This is a genomic window from Burkholderia sp. TSV86, from assembly GCF_001522865.1.
Classification (GTDB): domain Bacteria; phylum Pseudomonadota; class Gammaproteobacteria; order Burkholderiales; family Burkholderiaceae; genus Burkholderia.
This window is the reverse complement of sequence record NZ_LOWB01000070.1, coordinates 118,680-143,618: the sequence shown is the minus strand read 5'-3', so window position 1 is coordinate 143,618 and position 24,939 is coordinate 118,680. Positions and strand designations below refer to the sequence as shown.

The window sequence follows — 24,939 nt, the reverse complement described above, 5'->3', positions numbered from 1 at the left end:
AGTCACGTCAGACGCATGCCTGGCCTCGCGATCGACGTTCGCCCGCTATTGCCGCGGCGACGCGGCTTGAACGCGTTCTTTCTCTATTCAAACGGAGCATGGCCATGAATCGATCGGCACCCGCCGTTGCATTTCATCGCGTGAGCAAGACTTTCGACGTCGGCGGATGCCCCTACGAGGCGATTCGCGATTTTTCGCTCGACATCGCGACAGGGGAATTCGTCGCGATAGTGGGCGCGAGCGGTTGCGGCAAGTCTACGCTGTTGCGCTTGCTCGTTGGACTCGACACCGCGTTCGACGGCGACATTTGCGTTGACGGCGCGCCGATCGACGGCGTCGGCGTGGAGCTTGGCATCGTGTTTCAGGAGCACCGGCTGTTTCCGTGGTTATCGGTCGAGCGCAACGTTGCGCTCGGCATCGCTGCCCAAGCGCTGCCGACGCATGCCGTGGCGCAGCGCGTGGCGGATGCGATCCGGTTAGTCGGACTCGGCGGGTTCGAGCGCGCGTTGCCGCATCAGCTTTCGGGCGGCATGGCCCAACGTGTAGCGATTGCGCGCGGGCTGGTCGCAAGCCCGCGGATCCTGATGCTCGACGAGCCGTTCGGCGCACTCGATGCGCTTACCCGCCATCAATTGCAAGACGAGTTGCTACGCGTTCGAAAGCACGAGCGAATCACGACGCTGCTCGTCACGCATGATATCGACGAAGCGGTGTACCTCGCCGATCGCGTCGTCGTGATGCGGCCCGGACCCGGGCGCATCGGGCAGGTTGTCGATATCGCGCTACCCAGGCCGCGCGAGCGGCTTAGCTACGATTTCCACCGTTATCGGGAAATACTCGCAGCCTTGCTGTTGTGCGATAGCGAAGATATAAGCAGCTTGCAGGCGCCGGTGTACACACTCGAATTAAATCGCATTGCCAGGTAAATGGATTCGGGCGAGTAAAACGTTTCAAATATATTACTCTGACATTTACTGTTTTATAATCCAAATAATGGGAGCAATATCCCATATTTGGTTCGCTTCATCGGCTCGCCAAGCCCGCAAACGGCCCCTTCTTCTACTCCACAATTAATTCTCATTGGGAATTAAATCAAGATTGTATATCTATAATTACAAACCTTTCTGCTGTTTTCTTCGCGAATTGTTGAATTTTTATAGTTCAAACAAGAAAATTTTCATTGATTAACAATCAATGGATGATGATCAAACAAAGTTATTGACATGCGCATTTTGGGTTACTAGGATCGATCGCAGTTATAGAGATTAAATATCGAGAGAATTTCCATTTAATATTTTTTTGCAATTGCATTGCCGCACTAATTAAAACGTGAAAGAACTCCATGCGGAAGCATGCAAAAAATCATGGCGGTACTGGAAACAGGGGGGGTGTTTCGGCTCGGTGCTCATGGGAGCGCCGGGCTGATCCCCTGATCCAGTTTTGATTGGTCGCTGGAAGGAGGGGAGGGATTTTATGTCACCGTGAATCGTGTTCGTTCGTTGGGTCACGAATCCGTTCGCATCCGATCGTCCCGTTATCCATGGGCATCGGTGCTGCAACAGTGCTAGTTACCCCTAGAGCTAACCATGCAGAAAACTCGGCAAGCCTGATGTCGACGAGTTGGACGCTCAGCGCTTCTCCTTTGTGGTACGAGGCACCGCGAAATCGCGTAGGCGAAGCACGCTTGATATCCAACACACCCACATCGATGAATGGCGTTGCTTTCCAATGATGAAATCCACCATCAATAGATAGGAATGCAAAATGATTAATGAGACGAGACCCAACATGAACAAGGCCACATCACGAGTGTTCAAGCAAGGCCGCTTGGCGGCTGCATTGGCTATCGCGTTTGCAACAAGCGGAGCAGCGTTTGCCGACGCAACGCCGGGAACCGATGCGAGCAACTGGGTACCAACACACAATCAAGTGCACGCGAACGTAACCAACACACAATTGGTTGGAATTGCGAATGATTCAGAACCGGTGTCGATCACCGTCACGATGAAGCTTCGCAACGAAAGCAAGCTCGATCAATTCATCAAGGAAGTACATCGCCCGGGAAGCGCGTCGTTTCACAAGTTCCTGAGCGCGAGCGAAAGTACGGAGAACTACGCACCGACCCAGCAGGAAGCCCAAGCCGTTGCGGATCACCTGACTCGCGCAGGCTTCACCAATGTCCAGATCGCGCCGAATCGAATGGCCGTTACGGCGCAAGGCACGGTCGGCACCGCGCGTGCCGCGTTCCACACGTCGATCGGTCACTTCAACGTGCATGGGCGCGATGCGATTGCGAACACGGCGCAGGTGGAGGTGCCGGCGGCATTGAGCGGCACGGTCGATCGCGTGCTGGGCCTGCAGACGCTGCATCGTCCACAGGTTTTCTCGCGCACGCCGAAGCCGGCCTATACGGTTAACAGCTCGGGCGGCCATGCGTACTATCCGAAGGAGTTTGCGACGGTCTACAACGCCGGATCGGTGCCGGCGGCCACGGGGACTAGTGTGGCCATCGTCGGTTGGGGAACGATGACCAACAGCGCGGCCGATCTGGCCTATATGACCAAGGACCAGGGCCTGCCCAGCATCCCGACGACGATCAAGGGCTATGGCGGTCCGACGGCGGGCGCGACGGGCAATGACGACAGTGGCCGCGGCGAGTGGTCGATGGATGCCCAAGCGATTGCTGGAGTCAGCGGTGGCGTGAAAAGCCTGACGTTCTATACCGCGTATAGCAACATCGATTCACGGCATCCGCGAGGTTCGGCGACCAACGCCGGAATTGCTGCAGCGATCAATGGTGCCGTCAGCGACAACATCGCCAAGGTCATCAATATGTCTTGGGGCGATACCAACAGCGAAGTGTGCTCTGGCACGAGCGATACGGCCTGGCTCGATTCGTACTTCAAGCTGGGTGTCGCGCAAGGGCAGACGTTCTCGGTCTCCTCGGGCGACAACGGCGCATATCCGTGCAAAGCGCCGACGAACGGCGCTTATGGCGACAAAACTCAGCCTACCGTAAGCTATCCGGCCACTTCGCCGTATGTGGTTTCCGTCGGCGGCACGACTTTGAACACGACGACTACCGACAGCTACATTTCCGAAACCGTCTGGCCGTACAGCGGCGGCGGACTGAGCAAGATCGAAGCGAAGCCGGCATGGCAGACCACGGTTTCGGGCAACTATCGCGCGGTGCCCGACATGGTGTTCGATGCGGACTGGAACAATTCGCCGATCCGCTATTACATGGCCTATGTGCCGGATAGCTCGACGAGCAAAGGCAGCGGTATCACGCAATCCGGCTATTACGACAACGGTGGCACGAGCTTGGCTTCGCCGCTGTTCGTCGGCTCCTGGGCCCGCTTGGAAAGCGCGCACGGCAACTCGATGGGCTTTGCAGCGCCGGCGCTTTATGCGTATGGCACCACGATGCCGGTACACGACGTGACGAGCGGCAGCAACGGCCTCTATACGGCAGGCGCCAGCTGGGACAATGCAGCGGGCTGGGGTAGCTTCGACATTTCCGGCATGAACACCTTCATCACGAATACGCCGGGCTTTGTGACGACGTCGAATCAACACTGATTGCCACCGGCTTCGGCGTTGATTCAGCGATTGGCAGGTGGGCTTTTAAGAGCCCACCTGTTTTCTTATGGGTTGGTTATTGCCGTTGTTGGAGGAACTGCTGCACTTGCTTGAGCGTGACCTTGCCGGTATGCGCAGTATCGATTTCTTCGAAATGCTGAGCAACGAAGCCCAGGCCGCTGGCTTGCGCATCGGTCTTCGAGATCGCGCCGCCATTCGCGAGCGTGCTGTTTGCGCCGAGGCTGGCGGCGAGGCGGCTTTGCGCTTGTTGTTGCAGCGCGGCGCCTGTCGTGGCCGATGCAGGTGCGGCGATCGTCGTGCGTGGGAAGAACGGGCCGTCGACGCCACCGCCTTTCGGCGGTGTCGCTGGCGCTACGGCTTGCAGTGATGCGGCGCACGCGCCGCTCGCAATTGCGGCCAGCATCAGGACCGGCGTGATGCGTCGCAGTGACAGAGTCTTGGACATGACGTTTCTCGTATCGGAATGGTTGAGCGCACGGCGCTGCCAGCGGCGGCGCCGTGCTGCATTGCTACGTTAGCGGGCCGCTGCGATCGCCGTCTTCACCGTTGGCGTGCCGGCCGGATTTTCGTCCGGCCACGGTGGCGGCAATTGCGCGAGCGACAGCGCGGTCGAGATCGGCTTGCTTTGATAATAGGCGACGAGATCATCCCGCATCTTCGGCCGCGCCACGTCGTCCAGGTAGATCATGTGGCCGCCCTGGTAGAGCGTAACCTGCAGATTCGGGTTGAGCCCCGATACGGATTGCAGGCGCGCGAGCTGGTTTTCGGTCAAAAAGTACGGTGTCGCCAGATCGTGATAGCCATTCGACGCCAAAACCTTCAGTTTCGGATTGAGCTGCAGCGCAGCGAGCAGATCCGGAATCGTGTCCGGCACAGCCTGGCCTGCGTGGCTGAAATCCCATGCGCTGATGATGTCGTTGTTGAGTGGCGCGTAAGTCGCATTTGGCGCTTGATAGCCGAGATAGTTCGGCAGCTGCGTCGCGAGCGCATTCGTAAACGGCTGGGAAATCAGGATATCAGACGGATCGGAGTCGTTTTGCAGGCGAGGGTCCGAACTTGGCAGCGACACGCGGCCGTCATAGCGGCCGATTGTCGAGCCGGGCACGAGCGCCGTGCCGTAATAGCTATTGCCGAAGTACGCGTTTAGCGACGATACCGTCATATTCGTCTGCGTGGACCACGACGCGAGCGTATTGTTGTCCGGGAACACCGGCGTGGGTACCAACGATGTGCCGGCGAAGAAGAACGTTGGACCGTATTGGGACAGCGACGTGTACTGTGCGGCGACGAAGTTCAGGATCTTCGTTGCATACGCGCCGAGATCTGTTGGTGTCGGCGACACCTGGTTGAAGTAGGCGGCAACCTGCGCATAGCTCGGGAAGTAGCCGATCATGCCGTCGCTCGCGAGCTTCAGCTCCACCGCGTTCGCACTCGGATCGCCGCTCGTGATCGCGTAGGTTTCGCCCGGATCGGCGAAGTAATTGAGAATCGACGATTGGAGCACGATTCCCGTCAGCTTCACGCCGGCGGATTCGAGTGATAGCGCGAGCATGTTCGTGCGCGGCGTGCCGTATGATTCGCCGTACAGATAAATCGACGAGTTCGAGCGATTGTTCACTGCAAGATAACGGCGGATGAAGTCGCGCATCACCTTCACGTCCGCATCTGCGCCCCAGAACGTCTTGTTCGTGTTCGGCTGGATTGCCTCGGACAGGCCGGTGCCGGGGGGATCGATGAACACCATGTCGGTTGTCGCGATCAGGCTTTCTTTGTTATCGACGAGCGGGAAATTCGGCCAGTTCGTCATCAATGGATCGGGCGTCGCAACGCGTGTCGGCGCGAACGAGCCCAGCCGCAGCCAGATCGAAGACGAGCCAGGGCCGCCGTTATAAAAAAACGTGACCGGGCGGGGGGAGCCGTCCAGACTGGGCGCGGTATAGGCGACATACGACATCGACGCTTGCGGATTGCCGTTCGGGTCCGTAGCGGTCAAGTGGCCTGTCGTCGTCGTATAGTTGACGATCGTGCCGCCGGATTTCCACTGGTGATGCATGACAGCCGCTTGTTCCGTGACCTGCGCGATAGGGAGGCTGCCGCCGGACTTGGTCGAGTAGGCCACGGAGTCGGTAAAGGGCCGATCGGGCGGCAGCGGCTGGGTGTCGATGTCGTCGCCACACCCGGCAATCGACGCCAGCACCATGCACGCCAGCAATGTTCCCCCTGCATGCCGGCCAGCCCGCTTCAGCACGAACCTGGCTTCGTCTCGTATTTCTTCCATCTCTCGTCCCTTGTGTTCTGAATGGGTTTTGAATGGCTCTTGTGATCTCGCAGGATTGCGGGCCACACGCTGTGCGGTGAAGCCCGCCCGAGTTTGCGCGTCGCAAGCGAGTGAGTGAGTGAGACGCCGCAGACCCAGCCCGATCAATATACTTTAGTTACTCTAAATTTTTTAGCGGCATTGGAGAATTTTTGCTATTCGGCGACATACCGCCGAGATGGTGTGCACGAAAGGGGAGGCTGATCGGTCAAGCAGGTCCGCAGCCTATTGTGAGGGCAAATACTTTCAAAAATTTACATCGCAACGCTAGGCATAACAGCGGTTTGTTGCAATTCAATCGCATCGTATCGACAAAGCGCGGCGCGCGTTAGGATAACCGCACCCCAGCGATTGCGGCGACGCAGCACGTCATGGCTGCGTGGCCTGGGCGGTACCTTCGGTGGCCGTTGCGCGTGTCGCTCATGCAAACCTGGGTAAGCGCTCATGATTTTGGCGGGAAAAAGGCGCGTGCGAGTATGCATGTCAGCATCAACGGTCTGGACGGATGCGAGCGCAGTCCGATTTCGTAAAATTTAAATCAATTTCGCCGTATTTCAATATGGTGTGATGAATGATTGTTAAAGTGAATCTTCTATTGCGAGGATCTCGTTGAAATCTATTTGCACAGCCGTTGATAAATTGAATGATGAAATTCCAGATGTAAAATTCAACTATAAAAATCAACAAAAATCAGGCTATAAGCGCCCGTTGCAAGGGCGAATGGGTGTTTTCGGGAACAACGGGTGATTGCTCGTGACAGTGTAGAGATCCTATCGTCAACGGCTCACGAGGGTAGCCGATGAATGTCCGCGTGATTTGCCGGTAACGGGCGACTTGGGTTGATCGCTTCTTATTGTTCACCCGTGGCCTCACGGTCATAGGTATCGTGCTCGAAAAAGCGCAGCGCAAGCACCCCTGAGAGCGATACCACTTTCGATGTTGATCCGCGTGCGAGAGTCCGGCGGATAGCCGCAGTTCTTCCCCGCTGACTTGCACATATGTTGCGCAGCCTTATGGACCAGTCCATTTCGCAAATGGCAGATGTGGCGGCTTTGAATAAATGCGACATGTCATGGATATAGGTTACCCGGTAGCGAATCATTGTTGATTTTTGTTGCTGATGCAACATGTTGATTGACGCGAACAGTGGTGACTTCGCAAGATGGGTGGCGCACTGAATTTGTATTCGCATACATATACATTTGATTCCGGCATCACGGCGGTTTTGTACGTCACATGTACGTCTCGTCACGCAATGCGAATGCATGGCGATGCCTGCTGTTTCGGAAGCCCCGGATTTTCCAGTTCCGCTTGCGCATGCGTCGAAGGGAATAAGACAGGCGTTGCGCTCAGGCCGACTCACCGCGTTCACGATCGCTCTTGGAAAGAGCCGCCACCAACTTAGTTATGCTACTCAATTCAATGGATGAAATATGATGGACTAAACATCTGAAGCCTTCATGAAAGAGACTTCAGGAATTTCCGGCGCGAGCCCGTCAGGAAGTGTTCTTGAGACGATCCGAAATAATGTATGCGATGGGCTCGGGTCGCGTTGATCAATCGGAAGAGCATTACATTGTTATCGAAACCTCACATCACTCAGTCGCCGTTGGAGCACACGTCGGACCCCTATCTTGCGCTCGAGTCGGCGCAGGGTTCCGGTGTCGAGGCCTGGATCGGCGAGCAGAACACGCGCACGATGTGTGCATTCGGCGGTACCGCGCGTTCGCAGGCGCGTGCCCGGCGCATCACGCAGATTTTCACGTCGGGCGAACGTATCGCACAATGTTCGCGTTTCGATGCATGGGGCTACAACACATGGACCGACGATGCGCATCCGCTTGGCCTGGTTCGGCGCACGCCATGGCAGGCATGGCTCGACGGCCGGCCGCAGTGGGAGGACGTGCTGGATGTCGGCGCGATTGATTTAAACAATCGCGACGGCGATGGCATGCGCTGGGTTCTGGTGGATTTCACGCTCGTTCATCCCACCTACGACCGCGCGCTCGTGATGCTTTCGCCGGGTGGCGCGAACGCGTGTATCGTGCGTGAATACGATGTGAACTCACGAGTGTTTGTGGAAGGCGGGTTCGAGCTTGCCCAAGCCGGGCGGCACTGCGTGTCGTGGATCGATCGCGACACGGTTTATGTCGGCTGGGACGACAGCGCGATCAACGACGCGCCGCAACTCACTGCGTCGGGCTTTCCGCGCCAGGTGCGTAAATGGCGGCGCGGCACCGGTGTTGCAGCGGCGCCGGTCGTCTTTGAGGGCACACGGGACGACGTGTCCGTGGTGGCGACGTATGACGATGTGAATAAACGGCATCTGGCGTGGCGCGACGTCACGTTCTTCGAGTCGGAAGGATTCTGGCTTGATCAGAACGGAACGTGGCAACGCTACGACGTGCCGCGCGACGCAAGCGTGTTCGAATGGGGCGAATGGTTGCTTGTCACGATTCGCTCGGATTGGACAGTCGGCGGCACGACGCATGCGGGCGGTACGTTACTGGGGTTTCGGCGCTCCGCATTCGTCAATGGTGCGCGTGATGTCACCGTGCTTTTCGCCCCGGGCGAGCGGCATATCCTGTCGGACGTGAGTTACACGCGAAACTGGCTGATCGTCAAACACAAACGGGACGGAATGACGCAGGTGACGCTATGGAGGCCGCCTGTGGGCGCCGAAAGCGCGTGGCAAGACCGCGAATGGGCGTTGCCGCAGGGGTGCGAGGTGTCGTTGAGCCCAATCGATGAAATTCGCGACGATACGGTCTTGATTCATACCGAGCATTTTCTGACTCCGCCGTCATTGCATTGGGCTGATCTCGCGAACGAGTCGCCCTGGCGGCTGATCGCCCGGCTGCCTGCGCAGTTCGATGCGGCGGGGCTGGCAGTTAAGCGCCGCTATGCAGCCGCGCCCGATGGGGCTCGGATTCCTTATTGGGTCATTGGCCGCGAGAGCGATTTGCGTGGCAATCCGCGGCCGTGCGTGCTATTCGGCTATGGCGACTTCGAAGTCGAATTCGATACGCCGTTTTATCTGAACGTCGACGGATACGCATGGCTCGAAGCGGGCGGTGTGCTGGCGATTGCCGGCATTCGCGACGGCGGCGAATTTGGGCCTTCGTGGCACCGGGCTGCATTGCGCGATAAGCGTCAGACCGCATTCGACGATTTCATCGCCGTCGCGCGGGCGCTGGTCAGCGCCGCGACGACCACGCCGAAGCAACTGGCTATTCGAGGCGCAAGCAATGGCGGCTTGCTGACGGCGGCCTGCATGATACAGCGTCCGGATTTGTTCGGCGCAGTAGTGTCCGAGATGGCCGTGCTCGACATGGCGCGTTTTCATGTTTTGCTGCAAGGTGCGGCGTGGATCGACGAATATGGCGATCCCGACGATGCCGACGCACTGCGCGCGTTAATGGCGTACTCGCCATATCAGAACGTGAAAGCGGGCGTTGCCTATCCGCCCGTTCTATTCACGACGTCGGCAACGGACGACCGGGTACATCCGGGGCATGCGCGTAAGATGGTCGCGAGGATGCAGGCGCTCGGGCATGAGCAGGTGTGGTATTGGGAGCAGCGTGACGGTGGGCATGGAGCAGGCGTCGAGCCGGAAGCCATCGCGCGCACGCATTCGATAGTGTATGAATTCCTATGGACGACGATCGGTTCGCGTCACGATTGATGGATGTTTGCCGGGCGAGCCATGCGTCAGCGCACGGCAGCGGTGCCGCCAACGGCCCTCAGCCGGCGCCCGCGCTGGCGGCCCATGCCGACAGGCCGCCTTTGCCCGTCCGCGCGACGATGTGCCGGAACCAGATAGTGAATGCATCAGGGTCTGCCGCGATCCATGTGAACAGTGCCGGCAGATCGATCCATTGCCACGCGGCAACTTCGGCCGGATCCGGGGCGAGCACATTCTGAGACGCGCCGGTGTGGATATGTAGAAACTCGTGTTCGACGAGCCCGTTGTCGAGCGGCTCGCGATATAGCAGCGTGTCGACCTTCCGCAGTTCGCAGACGAAGCCCATTTCCTCGTGCAGACGGCGGCGTGTGGCATCCGGTAATGTTTCGCCGGGGCGCGGATGTCCGCAGCAAGTGTTGGTCCACAGTCCGCCCGAGTGATATTTGCCATGCGCTCGCTGCTGTAGCAGCAAGCGGCCTGCGTAATCGAACACGAAAATAGAGAATGCGCGATGCAACAACCCCTCGCGGTGAGCGTGCAGTTTGCCGCATACGCCGAGTGCGCGGTCGTCGGCATCGACGAGGATCAAGCGCTCTTCCATCTGGTTTCCTGTTATTTCCGCGCTGCTGTGTCAGCGCGCACGGATGCTGCGATTGGCGCTGACCGCTGCGCTTGCCGGTTGATTGGAATGCCGCTTCTTTTGCCGAGTAACGATAGCAGTGCGAACATTACAGCGAATACGGGTGTGGAGCGTTATCGAGCATTGCGTCGAACGGCAGAATGGTTGCAGTGGCCGCCGTGGCTGCGTTGGCGGCAGCCGCTGCGGGCCACCTATCGAGCTGGGCGACAAAACGCTCGATTGACACTCGAATGCCGGTAGGGTCGAGCCCATTCAATTTCAATAATTCCTCCGGCTCGCCGTGTTCGACGAACGTATCCGGCAAGCCGATGCGCAGCACTGGACGGTAAATCAGCATGTCTGCCAGCGCCTCGACGCAAGCCGATCCAGCGCCTGCATGCAGGCAGCCTTCCTCGATCGTGACGAGAACCTCGTGGGTCGACGCGATCTCGCGCAGCCGGGCGATGTCTAGTGGTTTGACGAAGCGCATGTCGACCACCGTTGCGTCGAGCGCTTCGGCCGCGCTCAACGACGGTGCCACCATCGTCCCGAACGCGAGCAGTGCGATGCGCCGCCCGTTCGGCGCATTGCTCGAACGCAGCAGTGCCGAGACGCCAATCGGCAGCACCGTCATCTCCGCTTCGATCACCGCGCCCGATCCACCGCCACGCGGATAACGAACCGCGCAAGGCCCAGGCTGCCGCAGCGCGGTATGCAGCATTTGCCGGCACTCGTTCTCGTTCGACGGCGCCATCACGATCAGATTGGGGATGCAACGCAGATACGCGAGATCGAACGCGCCCGTGTGTGTCGCGCCGTCTGCACCGACGATGCCCGCGCGGTCGATCGCGAACGTGACGGGCAAGTTCTGGATCGCGACGTCGTGGATCAACTGATCGTAGCCGCGTTGCAGGAACGTTGAATAGATCGCGACGACGGGGCGCATGCCGTCCGCCGCCAGTCCGGCCGCGAACGTAACCGCATGCTGCTCGGCGATTGCGACATCGAAATAGCGGGCCGGGAAGCGCCGCTCGAATTCGACGAGGCCAGAACCCTCGCGCATCGCCGGTGTGATCGCGACGACGCGCTCATCGCGCTTGGCTTCGTCGCATAGCCATTCGCAAAAGACTTGTGCATAGGTTTTTCGCTTGGATTGACCCGATACGATGCCCACGGCCGGATCGAATTTGCCGGGCCCGTGATACTGGATAGGATCAGCTTCGGCCTGCGGATAGCCGTGGCCCTTCTGTGTGACGACATGCAGCAGATGTGGACCCGGCGTGCGTTTCAGGCTGGCCAGCGCGTCGATCAACTGATTGACGTCGTGGCCATCGATCGGGCCGGTGTAGTTGAAGCCGAACTCTTCGAACCACGCCACCGGGGCGGCCGGTGCTTCGAGCCGGTTGGCTGGCTGACGTGCTGACCGCGCGAGATTCAGCACATCCTGCGCATGCCGCTTGGCGTGCATCTGTGGCCGGCTCGCAATCAGCCTGCCGAGCGCGTGCTTGAGTGCGCCCACCGATGGCGAGATCGACATGTCATTGTCGTTTAGGACAACGATTAACGGCAATGCATCGACGATGCCGGCGTTGTTCAGCGCTTCGTAAGCGATGCCGGCGGATAGTGCGCCGTCGCCGATGACGGCGACGCAATGGCGCGCGACGCATTGCAGCCGCGCCGCGTGTGCCATTCCGAGGGCGGCTGAAATCGACGTGCTCGAATGCGCGGTGCCGAACGCATCGTATTGCGATTCGCAGCGGCGGGGGAAGCCGGAAAGCCCGCCGAACTGGCGGATGGTCGGCATCGCGTCGCGGCGGCCGGTAAGGATTTTGTGTGGATATGACTGATGGCCGACATCCCAGACGATGCGGTCGTGCGGCGTGTCAAATACGTAATGCAAAGCAATCGCCAGTTCGACGCTGCCGAGGTTTGAGGCGAGATGGCCGCCTGTCTTCGATACGCTGTCAAGCACGAAGGCGCGCAACTCGTCGGCGAGTTGGGGGAGCGTCGCGCGCTCGAGCGTGCGGAGGTCGCAGGGTAAGCGGATGTGTTGGAGGAGGTTATACATGATGGTTTTCCCGTGGTAATAATTGCACCAATTACATCCTTTTTTATTAAGTGATTTAAAACAATAATTTTTGCATTGGTATTTCCTTGTTGAGGAAATCCTTGAAAAATAAAAATCCGTTTCATATAAAAAATAACATCTTCTTTTTTTGAAGATCGTAGTATCAAAAGCGAAAAAACTCCAGACTGAAGATTGTTTCGTAAATAGGGTTGATGTCGAAAATTGAATCTATTTCTTGTGAAAATTAATTTAAATAAGTGCGTTATGAATTTTATGCTTACAAGTGAATGGATTTGGTGCTGGTGTTTCGTGATTTGTAGGAGGTAGAGATTTTTGGGCTTTAGATCTAATGAAGTCATGCTGCGTGTGATTTTTTGTGATCATATTACTTGAAATAATCAAATTTGCTTTTTCATGTGAAAGGGTGAAATATGGAACATGTCAATGCTCAACGGGGAGCGTCTACCCATAACTCAATGAATTCCAGAATGTTGCCGATCAGGTGCTTGCGCGGCGATGCTGTCAACGATTACGAAAGTAAGATCGAAACGACTTATCAAGGCGATCCGGAAGAATGGCGTAAGGCAATTGGTGACTATTTGTTATTTCAGTTCGGCGTCTATGATGATCCGCGCTCGACGCCGCCGATCTCGCTGGATGAGGCTGGTATCCGGTATTTCGAGCGCCAGCTAAACCTTGCGGGTTTTGACGATCCGGATCGTCCCGAGGTCGAACGTATTCTCGATATCGGGTGTGGCTGGGGCTACATACTCAAATATCTGGCTGAACGCTTTCCTAACTGCATGCGGCTCGATGGCATCAACGTGAGCCGGGAGCAACTCGAATATTGCGCCCGTTTCCATGCAAAACATGGGCTGGCGGATCGGATCAATCTGTATCAATGCAATGCTCAAGATATTCATCTTCTGCCGGATCATGCGGCCCCATATGATCTCGTCATCATCCGAGGCGTGATTTCGCACTTTCCGAACGAATTATATGAAAAATCGATGCAAGCTTTGTATGGAAGAGTACGGCCCGGCGGCATGGTGGTGATTTCAGATAATCTTTACAACGTGGATCTCGATGAATACATGTCGGATACACCGGACGAAGTGGACCGTATTGCATGCAAGCACCGTAAAACGCCCAAGTATTTTTCGCAGGTTTTGACCGATACCGGCTTCAAGATGTACGACATGCGTGTATTGCCGTCAAATATCGACGTTGCCCGTTGGTTGATGGATTCGAAAGCGAACATTGAGAAACATTTTCCGCATGGGGCGACGGGTACGCTCGAGGAATTGCGCGTACTGGCCGAGAATTGGTCCGTCGCACTGATCAAAAACAAGGTGTCGACATACAGCGTAATCGTCACCCGGCCGATCGACTGATCCCACGTGCACACCGGCTCTTATACGGAGCGTCGTATGACTAAATCCAGCGTAGCAAGCGCAATGGATCGAGCGGCGGCGTCGGATGGGTTGTTTTTTCCGTCGCCGCGCCTTGAATTGAAGGCCGCATGGCATCCGCTGCACGACACGATCGAGCAGCAACTGGCCGTCGACAACTATTCGTATCTACTGCGTCACTACGGCAACGAACAGGCCGCACGCCGTTTTCTGTCGCAACGTATCCCGGCATATGGCGGACTGTGCTACCCGAACGCCCTGGACGAGCGGCTCTATGCGGTCGAGCAGTTGATGAATGTGGTGACCTTGATGGACGATGTATTTACCACATTCGCGCGGGACGGCAATCAACCGGGGCTCGATGCACTGCGCGGCGATTTCATTGCTGCCATTGGCGGCAAATGTTCCTCTTCGGATACGCCGTCCGCACAGCTTTTGTGCGAGACGCTGCGATTGATGGATGGCGTGCGCACGTCGCGCCCTCGTTTCTGGCAGCGATTTATCGGTTGCATCGGCGAGCAGATCGATATGCAGGCGAATCCGTCAGCCATCGATGTTGCGCACCTGTCATTCAACGAATATCTCATGCTCAGGCATGTCGAGGGATTTGGCCACTGGATCACGCTAACAACCGAATATGCGCTTGACATCGACCTGGGAGATTTACTGGACGAGTCATTGATCGGCGTGCGTGATGCGGCGATCGACTCGGTGATTCTCGTCAATGATCTTTTTTCGTTCCGCAAGGAATCGTCGGCGAGGGAGGCGCTGAATGCAGTTTGGATTTTGATGCGCGTCGAGCAACTCGATACCCAGGCTGCGATATGCCGGCTTGCCGAGCTATGCGAGCTAAACGAACGGCGGCTGATCGATGCGCAGAACTTGGTTGCCGCGAGCGCGCTCGGCCAGCGGGCCGACGTGCGCGCCTATATTGCCGAGCTAGGCTACATGAGCGCCGGAAATGCGGAGTTCCATCGATTCAGCACTCGCTACCACGCAGAGGAATGTGATAGCGGATGATTCGCCGGTAGACCGCGAATCACGTTGACGATAGGCAAACATAGATCGCGTTTTGACGGTAAGGAAAAAATCGATGAGGGCTCGCAACGAATGTCGGGATGCATCACTGGGCCGCTACCCGGACGGCTGGTTTGCACTCGGTTACAGCCGGGACGTGAAGTGCGGCGCAGTCGTGGTCAAACGCTTCGCGGGGCACGATGTCGTGATGTATCGAACGCGATCCGGGTTGCTGCGCGTGATCGAACCGCACTGTCCGCATCTTGGCGCACACCTGGGGCACGGCGGCGTTGTCGACGGGGAAAATCTCGTCTGTCCGTTTCATCATCTTGCATTCGGGCCGGACGGAGCCTGCGCGCATGCACCGGGCGCGCTGAAGCCGCCGGCGGCGATGCTGCGGCAGCGGCACGTGCGCGAGTGGAACGGCATCATCGTTGCATGGCACAGCAGTGTTGGCGACGCCCCGCAATGGGCGTTGCCAGCCCTCGATCTGAGCGGCTATTCGATTCCGCGTGGGCGTTGCCATACGCTCAACGGCAGCTTGCAGAATCCGGCGGAGAACGGTGTCGATGTCAATCATTTCGGACCGGTGCATGGTTGGTCAAACCCGGTGCTGCAGCCGCCGCAAGCGGATGGCCATATGATGGCGATGCGCTCGACGCTTGTGTTGCTCGGCCAGCCGCTGCAGCTCGATATCACGATGCACGGTCTTGGCTGCATGGCCGCGCGTATGGAGCTGCCGCGCCTGGGGCTGCATGCGCATGTCGTGCTATTTCCGACGCAGATCGAGCCCGACCGATGGACCTGCATTGAGCTTGTGGCATTGCGTGTCGAGCGTTTGTCGTCATGGCCGGCCGCGATAAGACGCATCGCGCACGAAGTACTTGCGACGGCCGCATACCGGTTGTGGTTCGTACCGCAATTCAAACGCGATCTGCTGATTTGGCATTACCGGAATTACGATATGCGCCCAACGCTGATGGCGGGCGAAATGTCGATCATGATCTTTCGTCGCTGGGCGTCGCAGTTCTATTCGTGCACGGCAGATTATGCGCAAGACATCAGTAGCAACTCGAACCGCCACTTTGCGCGTTGATTTTCCCAACCGTTGGTAGGAGATCGAGATGAATGATGCCGTGTGCGCGGCCGAAGTTCCGCTGCTGCCCTATCCGGACGGATGGTTCGCACTGTGCTTTAGCCATGAGTTGAAGCCGGGAACAGTATTGACGACGCCGTTCATGGGGCGCGACGTCGTGTTGTATCGAACCGCACTCGGCGTTGCATGTGCGGTCGACGCGTATTGCCCGCATCAAGGCGCGCATCTGGGACGCGGCGGCACTGTCGAGGGCGAGAATCTCGTTTGCCCGTTTCATGGCTATGCATATGGACCAGACGGCCGGCGCGCCGGTGTCGCGTGCGAGCGCGGCCGGGCATTCGCGCTGCGGACCCTGCGCGTATGCGAATGGAATGGTTTCGTATTCGTTTGGCAGCACGCACGCGGACTCGAGCCGACCTGGGCGTTACCCGAGGTCGATATGAAAGGTTTTTCGAAGCCCATCGGCCGTGCGTACACGCTGCGCGGCGTGATGCAGAACTTGCCGGAGAACGGCTACGACCTCGAGCATTTCGGCGCATTGCATCGATGGAAGGAGATGGTGCCGCATCCGCCGGTGGTCGATGGGCCGAGGATTTCGATGCGGGTCGACATGAAGTGGCGGAGCGTGAAATGGAGCACGATCATCGGTGTGCATGGACTGGGCTGTGTATCGTCCGACCATCAGATGAAGGCGCTCGGGTTTGAAGCGAAGATATTTGCATGCGGGGTGCAGATCGCGCCGTTGCAATGGACATTTCGCGATGGCATCTCATTTCGTTTCTCATGGCTATCGAAATGGCCGTCGTGGCTACAGCATCCGATCTACGCGATACTCGCGCGCATACTGCATCGTTTATGGCTTGTTCCGGTCTTCAATGAAGACATCATGGTTTGGAGCAACCGGGATTACACCGGCTACGGCCGGCCCGGGGCCGGAAACGGCCCATATGCGGTATTTCAACGTTGGGCGCGGCAATTTTATTCATCAGCCGGCTAGCATGAAGATATTTTGCCGGATGCGGCGAGTGCAGCGCTGCGCGAGCCGTTTGTCGAACGAATAGGCTGATCCGGCAAACATCATGCATCGCCCAGTCTTGCTTGATTTGGCGCGATGTCGCGAAAGCCGTCATCGGGCACACAGGCAATCGGCTTGCAGCCGATTGCCTGTGTGCCCGGCTGCGCGGCAAAAGGCGGCCCCCCATTTTTGCGGCGCGGCGATGCCGGGCGACATGGTTTTCCCGCAGCCATCACGTGCGCCGATATCTACCTTGCTCAAACAAATATTTTTCGGCACGATTGCACGCTGACATCAGCCGCGCACGCACTGTCCGGCGGACTGGGTCAACACGAATCGGAAACAGGGGACTCCCATGAATGTCAAGCTGCAAAAAATAATGCCGCTCAGCGCGGCGGCAATGCTGCTGGCGGCGGCCGCGTCGAACGCGGCCGCGGATCAGGTCGTGAAGATTGGCAGCGTCGAGCCGCTGACGGGAGGCATCGCGCACCTCGGCAAGGACAATGAAAACGGCGCGCGTCTGGCCATCGAGGAGATCAACGCGAAGGGCCTCACGATCGGCGGCCAGAAAATCACGCTCCAGCTCGACGCGCAAGACGACGCGGCTGACCCGCGCACGGCCACGCAGGTCGCGCAGAAGCTGGTCGACGACAAGGTCGTCGCCGTGGTCGGCCACCTGAACTCGGGTACGTCGATTCCGGCCTCGAAGATCTACAGCGACGCCGGCATCGTGCAAATTTCGCCGTCGGCAACGAATCCGGCCTATACGCAACAAGGCTTCAAGACCACCTTCCGCGTCGTCGCGACCGATGCGCAGCAGGGCCCGGCGCTGGCGAACTATGCGTCGTCGAAGGGCGTGAAGACGGTGGCCGTCGTTGACGATTCGACCGCGTATGGCCAGGGCCTCGCGAACGAATTCGAGAAAAAAGCGAAATCGCTCGGCCTGAAAGTGTTGTCGCACGACGCGACGAACGACAAGGCGGTCGATTTCCGCGCGATTCTGACGAAGATCAAGGGGGAAAACCCGGACGCGATCATGTACGGCGGGATGGACGCGACGGGTGGCCCGTTCGCGAAGCAGGCCAAGCAGCTCGGCCTGCGCGCGAAGATTCTCTCGGGCGACGGCGTGTGCACCGACGGGCTCGCGAGCCTGGCGGGCGATGCAGTGGGTAACATCATCTGCTCGCAGGCGGGCGCGGCGGTTGAGAAGATGCCGGGCGGCCCTGCGTTCAAGGCGAAATACGAGAAGCGCTTCAACCAGCCGATCCGGTTCGATGCGCCGTTCGCGTATGACGCGGTCTACATCATCGTCGATGCGATGAAGCGCACGAATTCGACAGACCCGGCGAAGATTTTGTCGGCGATTCCGACGACGAAGTACAAGGGAGTGATCGGCGAGACGACCTTCGATTCAAAGGGCGATCTCACGCATGGCGTGATCTCGCTGTACAACTACAAGGACGGCAAGAAGACGTTCCTCGATCAGGTCGAGATGTAAGGCGTTTCGAACAACGCGGCCCGCTCTTCCGGGGCCCGGTTCGGCGTTTCGCGGCCCCGTGCACGATCAGCTGTGCGCGGGGCCGCGCGTTTTTGTGCGCCGCAGCGTTGCAGCTGATTCAATTCACCCGTTGTTCATCGCTATCCCTTATCCTTGAACTTTACGAATGATTTACATGCAAGGATGCCAGGATGCCTCATGACGTTAGCCTGATTGCGTTGCTCGCGGCCGGTTTCGGTCTCGCGATGATCTTCGGTTACCTCGCGTCGCTGCTGAAAATGCCGCCGCTCGTCGGCTATTTGCTCGCCGGCATCGTGATCGGCCCGGGCACGCCCGGTTTCGTCGGCGACATCGCGCTCGCGCAGCAGCTCGCCGAAATTGGCGTGATGCTGCTGATGTTCGGGGTCGGCTTGCATTTCTCGCTCGGCGATCTATTGGCGGTCCGCAAGATCGCGCTGCCCGGCGCGATCGTGCAGATCGCCGTTGCGACGGCGCTCGGCGCGGGGCTTGCGCTGCTGTGGGGATGGAACGTAGGCGGGGCGCTCGTGTTCGGTCTTGCGCTGTCGGTTGCAAGTACGGTGGTGCTGTTGCGCGCGCTCGAAGGGCGCGGGCTCGTCGAATCGGTCAACGGGCGCATCGCGATCGGCTGGCTTGTCGTCGAGGATCTCGTGATGGTGCTCGTGCTGGTGCTGCTGCCGCCGCTGGCCGGGCTGCTCGGCGGCGCGGATGTGGGCGCGGGCGCGGCCGGCACGCAGGCCGCGCACGATGCGCACGGCGCCGCGTCGGCGGGCGGCAATCTGTGGCACGCGCTCGGCCTCACGTTGATGAAAGTCGCCGCGTTCGTCTCGCTGATGCTTGTGGTCGGCAAGCGCGTGTTCCCTCGTGTGCTGTGGCTCGTTGCGCGTACCGGCTCGCGCGAGTTGTTTACGCTGTGCATGATCGCGGCGGCGGTGGGCGTTGCGTTCGGCGCGGCGAAGCTGTTCGACGTGTCGTTCGCGCTCGGCGCGTTTTTCGCCGGCATGATGATGCGCGAATCGGAATTCAGCCGCTGCGCGGCCGACGAGACGCTGCCGCTGCGCGACGCATTCTCGGTGCTGTTCTTCATCTCCGTGGGCATGCTGTTCGATCCGCGCGTGCTGATCGACGAGCCGCTGCACGTGCTCGAAGTCGCGGCGATCGTCGTGGTCGGCAAGACAATCGCCGCAGCGGCGCTCGTGCTCGCGTTCCGTTATCCGCTCAATACCGCGCTGACGGTTGGCGCGGGGCTCGCGCAGATCGGCGAGTTCTCGTTCATTCTTGCGGGGCTTGGGCGCGCGTTGGGCCTGTTGTCGACGCAGGGGCAAAGCCTGATTCTTGCGGTCGCGCTGCTGTCGATCGCGCTCAACACGCTGCTGTTCGCGGCGATCGACCCGGCGCTCGCGTGGATTCGCGAACGCTCGGCGCTCGCGCGCCGGCTGGAGGCGCGCGACGATCCGCTTGCGGCGTTGCCGATGTCCACGCCGCAGGCTCATTTGACGGGGCAAGTGGTGATCGTCGGCTATGGGCGCGTCGGCATGCGCATCGCGCAGGCGCTCGACAGCCGGGGCATTGCATTTGTCGTCGTCGAGCAGAATCGCGAGATCGTCGAGAAGCTGCGCCAAGACGGCGTCGCGGCCGTGTCCGGCGACGCGATCGAGCCTATCGTGCTCGTGCAGGCGCATGTCGCGCGGGCGGCGATGCTCGTCGTTACGTTGCCGGATGTGTTCGACGTGCGGCAGATCGTGGAAATTGCCCGCACGCTCAATCCGCCACTCGAAATCGCGCTATGCACGAACAGCGACGACGAAGCGGCGCTGCTCGCGAGCGAAAGGATGGGCGAGGTGTTCGTCGGCGAGGCGGAGTTGGCGCGCGGGATGACCGAGCATGTGCTCGCGCGAATGGGAAAGGATGCGGCGCATAAAAGGCAGGCGGTTGCGCATTAGCATGCTCCATCGGACGGCAATTGCTCCTGCCGTCTGACCGGCGCGGCTCTTCCCGCAGCCGCGTATCAGCCGTGCTTGCTGAAATATCGCAAGACGGCATCCCAATCGTCGACGCGCGGCTGCCAGTCTAGAGCGGCATTGTGCGGAGCGGTGAAGAGCAGGCCTTGACCGCTGAAACGGCGAAAGTGGCGAACGTTGTCGTCGATCAGATAATCGGCATGGACGATGCTTTTGTCGCCGCAGAACACGATGTTCGATGGCTCAATGAACGGCAAATGCCGGCGTAGCCAGCGGAATTTGTATTCGCACGAATTCGGATATTCCATCGCCGCGGTGGTCACGAAGAGTTCGAATCGGCTCGACAGCGTGCGCAGCGCGTGTTCCGCTCCCGGCATGACGGGCAGCGTTTCGAAAAAACGTCCGTCGGCGAGCAGCGCTTCCATCATCGCCGCGTGCTCGGGCGATACGAATGCCGAGAGCGGTTTGCCGATGCAAGCCGTGCGCGACAGCGCGTAATGGTGAGTGGTTCGATACCAGGCCAGTTCTGCCGAGAACGCGTCGGCAATCACCTCGTCCATATCGATTGCAATCCGGATCATCGTCGTCTCCCGAGTGGCGCGCATCGTCAGCTCATTGCGTTTCGTATGATAAAGAGTTTCGACGCCGCTCGGGCCACGGAGCCGCATCGCGGTGGTCTTCCGGGCGCCGGCGCGATCCCGGTGTTCGAGCTGCTCGTATGCAACCGGAAATCGGCCGCAGTCATCCGTCGCAGCGGACCGCGCCAACAGTCCGTTGGCGATTCATGCATTTCGAAATTTAATTTAATCAAATAATTTTAATTTGATAAGTATTGATGGATTTTAAACAAAATGGCCGAGTAAACCTGCCAAGATTTATAGGTTGATGGTGATGTTTTCTTGATTTTTTCTTGACCGTGTTTAGACTCTGTTTGTATTTTTTTGTGATTTATTCGGTCAATTAAAATGTGGTCGTGCAGGCCATGTGCACTATCGGATATCGATCTGGAATATTGCGATGAGGTGTGTTGAGCATGGTGAAGTGATACGCGATGCATATTGTGGTTTGAATATTTCCGAAAAATTTTCATGACGATTTTTTAAATATTTGTCATTATCGTGGGGTGGCGGAATGATTTTGTCGAGATGTTTTCTCTCATCCCGAATGCTGGTTCCTTTTGAATTTAAGGGGAATTTCAAGGGAATGACGGTGTTTGGAAACGCAGGGGATTTCGATGAAGAAAATCAGAATCTGCGCGGCGCAAGAGATCGAGTACAGCATCGAATCGCACGATTCTCTGGAACAAATGGCGGCGGGTGTCGCGTCTTTTGCCGATGGCGGTGCGATGAGCGTTTTCATCGACCAGGGTTTGCCGCGCGCGCATGCCGACGCGTTTGTGGCCGCGCTTCGCTTCGCCGGGGTCAGCGTGCGCTGCCATTGCGTCAACGCAGATGAAGAGCAAAAGACGATCGACAATGCGCTGCGGATTGCGGAGATATTGAATCGGTCCGGCACGAAGCGCCGTTCCTCGCCGCCGGCCGTGATCGGCGGCGGTGTGGTCTGCGACCTGGTGGGATTTGCATGCAGTCTCTATCGTCGCGGTATTCCGTTCATTCGCGTACCGACCACGCTGCTTGGCATGGTCGATGTGAGCGTTGCCGCAAAGACGGCGGTCAATCATTTTGGTTACCGAAACAGGCTCGGCTCATTTCATCCGGCAGTCGCCACTTATTTGTGTCCCGGCTTTCTCGATACGCTGCCCGGCCGGCATGTCGCGAACGGTTTGGCCGAAGTATTCAAGGTCGCGCTGATCAAAAGCCGCCGTTTGCTCGATCTGCTTGACGAGCATGGGCATGCATTCTTCGAGCCGGGTGTCGAATCGAATCCGTTCGTCAAGGAAATCATCCATCTGGCGGCGATGGCGATGGCCGAAGAGCTGGAGCCGAACCTGTGGGAACGCGATCTGCGCCGCATCGTCGACTATGGGCATTCGTTCAGTCCGTTAATCGAGATGACCTATATCGACGAGTTGCTGCACGGCGAAGCCGTCGCGGTCGACTGTCTATATTCGGCGCTGCTGTCGAGGCAGCGCGGCATGTTGGCCGAAGCCGATGTCGATCGGATTTTCGATATCGCGAAAAAGCTTCGGCTTCCTCTGTACCATCGCGGCTTCGGCGATGGGCAACTCGTTGCCGATGCGTTACGTGACACGATCATTCATCGCGACGGCAATCAGAATTTGCCTCTGATGCGCGGCCTTGGCGATGCGGTATTCGTCAACGATCTGACGCTTGTCGAGATGCGCACTGCATCCGAGGCGTTGTCACGGATTTCGGCAACGGGCCGCAGCTCGGGTTTTCCCATGGAGACCTACGCGACATGACGGCGCCGATTCTGCTGATTACAGGGGGGACGCGGGGGATCGGCGCCGCTGTCGCCCGTCATGCGGTGCATGCCGGCTGGATCGTTTATGCGTGGGGGCGGGACGCGCGCGCGGGCGAGGCGCTCGTGCATGCGCTCTCCGAAGGCCCGGGCGAGTGCTTCTACCGTCAGGTCGACGTTTCGAATTTCGCGGCGCTGGAGCGCGAGTACGAGCGGCTCGCCGGCCAGCACCGCATCGCGTATGCATTCAACAATGCCGGCATTGCCGCCGCCGGCTCGCTCGCGACGATCGACGCCGACGCGGTGAGGCGCTGCTTCGATACGAACGTGTTCGGCCTGTGGGCGAACTTGCGGTTCCAACTGGCCGGCATGACGAGCGCGGGGCAGGGCGTCATCGTTAATAACCATTCGATTCATGCGGTCCGCACGGTATTTTCCGGCGTCGGCATCTATGCGGCATCGAAGGCGGCGGGGGCGGCGCTGACCAAAGCGGCCGCGCTCGAGGCCGGGCCGGCGGGTGTCAGGGTGAACGGCATCGCGCCGGGGCCGATCGATACGGACATGTACCGCCGCAGCCTCGTCGACAGCGCCGACGCGAACGCCTGGCCGTCGCGCATTCCGCTCGGGCGCATCGGTACGGAGGACGAGGTCGCGCAGACGGTGATGTTCCTGTTTTCGTCCGGCGCTTCGTTCATCAATGGCCAGATCGTCGGCATAGATGGAGGTGCATCGTGCTACTGAACGACGCCGTGGCGCCTGTCTACGATTACGTGATCGTCGGCGCAGGACCGGCCGGCTGCATCGTCGCCGAGCGCCTGTCGCGCGATCCTTCGGTGAGCGTGCTGTTGCTGGAGGCGGGCGACGATCTGTCAGCCTGCGAAGACGTGCTCACGCCGAGCCGCTGGCCGGCGCTGATCGATTCGGCGCACGATTGGGCACATCGAACCGAGCCGCAGCCGGCGCTCGGGAATCGCGCGCTCGCTTGGCCGCGCGGCAAGATGGTCGGCGGCTCGGCGGCAATGCATGCGATGGTGTACGTTCGCGGCCATCCGGGTGATTTCGCGCGCTGGGCGGACGAGGTTGCGCCTTCGTGGGGTTGGGCGAGCCTGCAGCGCTTTTTCGAGCGGTTCGAGCAACGGAGCGGCGAGATCGTGTCGGTCGAGCGGCCGACGTCGTTGCATCCTTTCTGCGAAGCATTCCTCGATGTCGCGCAGACGCTCGGCTTGCCGTGCCGCGAGATGGTCGACGTGTGCGCGCGGCCGGGAGTGGGCCGATACCACGTGATGCAGCGCGGCGGCTTGCGTTCGTTTCCCGCGCGGACTTGCCTGGCAAGAGCGTTGGCGCGGCCGAATTTCACGATGCTCACGCATTGCCGGGTCGAGCGGCTGGGATTCGACCGCCGCAGCGCGCGGCAAGTGATCGTCGAGTGCATGGACGGCGCGCAGCCGGTCCGCGTTGAACGCGAGGCGATTCTGTGTGCGGGCACGATCGGCTCGCCCGCCATTCTGTTGCGCTCGGGCGTTGGTCCCGCGTGCGCGTTGCGCGCGGCGGACATTCCGATCGCGCATGCGCTCGAAGGTGTCGGCGCGAATTTGCACGATCACGTGCAGGTGACGTTGTCCGTCCGGTCGCTCACCAGCGCGCCCGTTGCGCGCACGTCGAATCTCGGTGAAGTCGGCGGTTTTCTGAATACGCCGGCATCGGCCGAGCAGTCGTCGACGCAGCTTGCGTTCGCGCCGATCATCGGCTTGAGCCGCGGCGGCGACATCGGCGGCGGATTTTCGCTTGGGCCGTCGGTCGGCTTGCCGGCGAGCCGCTGCCGGGTTGGTATCCGGCGTGTGGCGGGCCGGCTGCGAATCAGTATCGATCCCGCTTATCTGAGCGACGAGCGCGATCTCGCGGTGCTCGCCAGCGGCGTGTCGATCTGCCGCGAGATCGTCGGCCATCCGCGGTTGTCGGCGCTTGCCGGCACGACGGGCATGGATTTCGACCGATTGCGGGAGGGCGACGCGATCCGGCGCTTCTGCCGCGCGCACGCGCACACGCAATTTCATCCGGTCGGCACCTGCAAGGCGGGGCGCGGCGCCGACGCGGTGGTCGCGCCGGACTTCAAGGTCATCGGCCTGGACAACGTCAGGATCGTCGACGGATCGGTGATTCCGTCGATCACGAGGGCGAACACGTGCGCGCCGATCATGGCGCTCGCGATGCTCGCGGCCGAATCGCTGGCCGGCGGCTGAACCCCATT

The 24,939-nt window shown here is 59.3% G+C and carries 18 protein-coding genes; 12 read left to right on the top strand and 6 right to left on the bottom strand.

The window, feature by feature from the left end; all coding sequences use genetic code 11:
* Positions 1 to 104 precede the first annotated feature (104 nt).
* On the top strand, positions 105 to 926 hold the full coding sequence (locus WS68_RS10605; protein ID WP_059570747.1) for an ABC transporter ATP-binding protein: 822 nt from the start codon (positions 105 to 107) through the stop codon (positions 924 to 926).
* Between the two features lie 862 nt (positions 927 to 1,788).
* Positions 1,789 to 3,582, top strand: a complete 1,794-nt coding sequence (locus WS68_RS10600; protein WP_197419575.1) for a S53 family peptidase — start codon at positions 1,789 to 1,791, stop codon at positions 3,580 to 3,582.
* A gap of 76 nt (positions 3,583 to 3,658) precedes the next feature.
* Here WS68_RS10600 and WS68_RS10595 read toward each other — a convergent pair whose 3' ends face one another.
* The 3 genes from WS68_RS10595 to WS68_RS27530 form a co-directional block, all read right to left on the bottom strand.
* Positions 3,659 to 4,048, bottom strand: coding sequence for a hypothetical protein (locus tag WS68_RS10595; protein WP_059570745.1), 390 nt, complete (start codon positions 4,046 to 4,048; stop codon positions 3,659 to 3,661).
* A 69-nt stretch (positions 4,049 to 4,117) separates the two neighbouring features.
* Positions 4,118 to 5,881, bottom strand: a complete 1,764-nt coding sequence (locus WS68_RS10590; protein ID WP_059570744.1) for a S10 family serine carboxypeptidase-like protein — start codon at positions 5,879 to 5,881, stop codon at positions 4,118 to 4,120.
* Positions 5,882 to 6,770: 889 nt separating this feature from the next.
* A complete protein-coding gene (locus WS68_RS27530) occupies positions 6,771 to 7,049 on the bottom strand; it encodes a hypothetical protein (protein ID WP_156429450.1) in 279 nt (92 codons plus the stop codon).
* A gap of 441 nt (positions 7,050 to 7,490) precedes the next feature.
* On the opposite strand from WS68_RS27530, the gene WS68_RS10585 reads away from it, so the two are divergent.
* Positions 7,491 to 9,605: a prolyl oligopeptidase family serine peptidase gene (locus WS68_RS10585; protein ID WP_442857158.1), complete on the top strand. Its 2,115-nt coding sequence runs from the start codon at positions 7,491 to 7,493 to the stop codon at positions 9,603 to 9,605.
* A gap of 58 nt (positions 9,606 to 9,663) precedes the next feature.
* Here the strand turns inward: WS68_RS10585 and idi are convergent, their stop codons facing one another.
* Entirely contained in the window at positions 9,664 to 10,206 is a 543-nt protein-coding gene (idi, locus tag WS68_RS10580) for an isopentenyl-diphosphate Delta-isomerase (RefSeq protein WP_059570742.1), read from the bottom strand.
* Positions 10,207 to 10,333: 127 nt separating this feature from the next.
* Positions 10,334 to 12,292 carry a 1-deoxy-D-xylulose-5-phosphate synthase gene (gene dxs / locus WS68_RS10575; protein ID WP_082709942.1) on the bottom strand — a complete coding sequence of 653 codons (1,959 nt, stop codon included), beginning with the start codon at positions 12,290 to 12,292 and terminating at the stop codon, positions 10,334 to 10,336.
* Positions 12,293 to 12,780: 488 nt separating this feature from the next.
* Here dxs and WS68_RS10570 point away from each other — a divergent pair, with 488 nt between their 5' ends.
* The 6 genes from WS68_RS10570 to WS68_RS10545 all read left to right on the top strand — a co-directional run bounded on the left by WS68_RS10570 (position 12,781) and on the right by WS68_RS10545 (position 20,291).
* Positions 12,781 to 13,686, top strand: a complete 906-nt coding sequence (locus tag WS68_RS10570) for an SAM-dependent methyltransferase (protein ID WP_231752984.1) — start codon at positions 12,781 to 12,783, stop codon at positions 13,684 to 13,686.
* A 6-nt stretch (positions 13,687 to 13,692) separates the two neighbouring features.
* Positions 13,693 to 14,724, top strand: a complete 1,032-nt coding sequence (locus WS68_RS10565; protein WP_156429449.1) for a terpene synthase family protein — start codon at positions 13,693 to 13,695, stop codon at positions 14,722 to 14,724.
* Positions 14,725 to 14,797: 73 nt separating this feature from the next.
* Positions 14,798 to 15,817: a Rieske 2Fe-2S domain-containing protein gene (locus WS68_RS10560; RefSeq protein ID WP_082709941.1), complete on the top strand. Its 1,020-nt coding sequence runs from the start codon at positions 14,798 to 14,800 to the stop codon at positions 15,815 to 15,817.
* Positions 15,818 to 15,845: 28 nt separating this feature from the next.
* Positions 15,846 to 16,814 carry a Rieske (2Fe-2S) protein gene (locus WS68_RS10555; protein ID WP_059570739.1) on the top strand — a complete coding sequence of 323 codons (969 nt, stop codon included), beginning with the start codon at positions 15,846 to 15,848 and terminating at the stop codon, positions 16,812 to 16,814.
* Between the two features lie 373 nt (positions 16,815 to 17,187).
* Positions 17,188 to 18,330, top strand: a complete 1,143-nt coding sequence (locus WS68_RS10550; RefSeq protein ID WP_059519805.1) for a branched-chain amino acid ABC transporter substrate-binding protein — start codon at positions 17,188 to 17,190, stop codon at positions 18,328 to 18,330.
* A gap of 191 nt (positions 18,331 to 18,521) precedes the next feature.
* Positions 18,522 to 20,291, top strand: coding sequence for a cation:proton antiporter domain-containing protein (locus tag WS68_RS10545; protein WP_059570738.1), 1,770 nt, complete (start codon positions 18,522 to 18,524; stop codon positions 20,289 to 20,291).
* 65 nt (positions 20,292 to 20,356) lie between these two features.
* Here WS68_RS10545 and WS68_RS10540 read toward each other — a convergent pair whose 3' ends face one another.
* Positions 20,357 to 20,914, bottom strand: a complete 558-nt coding sequence (locus WS68_RS10540; protein WP_082709951.1) for a 5' nucleotidase, NT5C type — start codon at positions 20,912 to 20,914, stop codon at positions 20,357 to 20,359.
* A 629-nt stretch (positions 20,915 to 21,543) separates the two neighbouring features.
* Between WS68_RS10540 and WS68_RS10535 the strand changes: the two genes are divergently transcribed.
* Genes WS68_RS10535 through WS68_RS10525 form a run of 3 tightly spaced genes read left to right on the top strand, consistent with a single transcriptional unit; the run spans position 21,544 to position 24,931 of the window.
* Complete coding sequence (locus tag WS68_RS10535; protein ID WP_156429448.1) at positions 21,544 to 22,692, top strand: sedoheptulose 7-phosphate cyclase; 1,149 nt, start codon at positions 21,544 to 21,546, stop codon at positions 22,690 to 22,692.
* The gene (locus WS68_RS10530; RefSeq protein WP_059570736.1) at positions 22,689 to 23,432 is read left to right on the top strand and encodes an SDR family NAD(P)-dependent oxidoreductase; all 744 of its coding nucleotides are present in this window, start codon (positions 22,689 to 22,691) and stop codon (positions 23,430 to 23,432) included. The genes WS68_RS10535 and WS68_RS10530 overlap by 4 nt, the downstream gene beginning before the upstream one ends.
* The gene (locus WS68_RS10525) at positions 23,423 to 24,931 is read left to right on the top strand and encodes a GMC family oxidoreductase (protein ID WP_059570735.1); all 1,509 of its coding nucleotides are present in this window, start codon (positions 23,423 to 23,425) and stop codon (positions 24,929 to 24,931) included. The genes WS68_RS10530 and WS68_RS10525 overlap by 10 nt, the downstream gene beginning before the upstream one ends.
* Positions 24,932 to 24,939 lie beyond the last annotated feature (8 nt).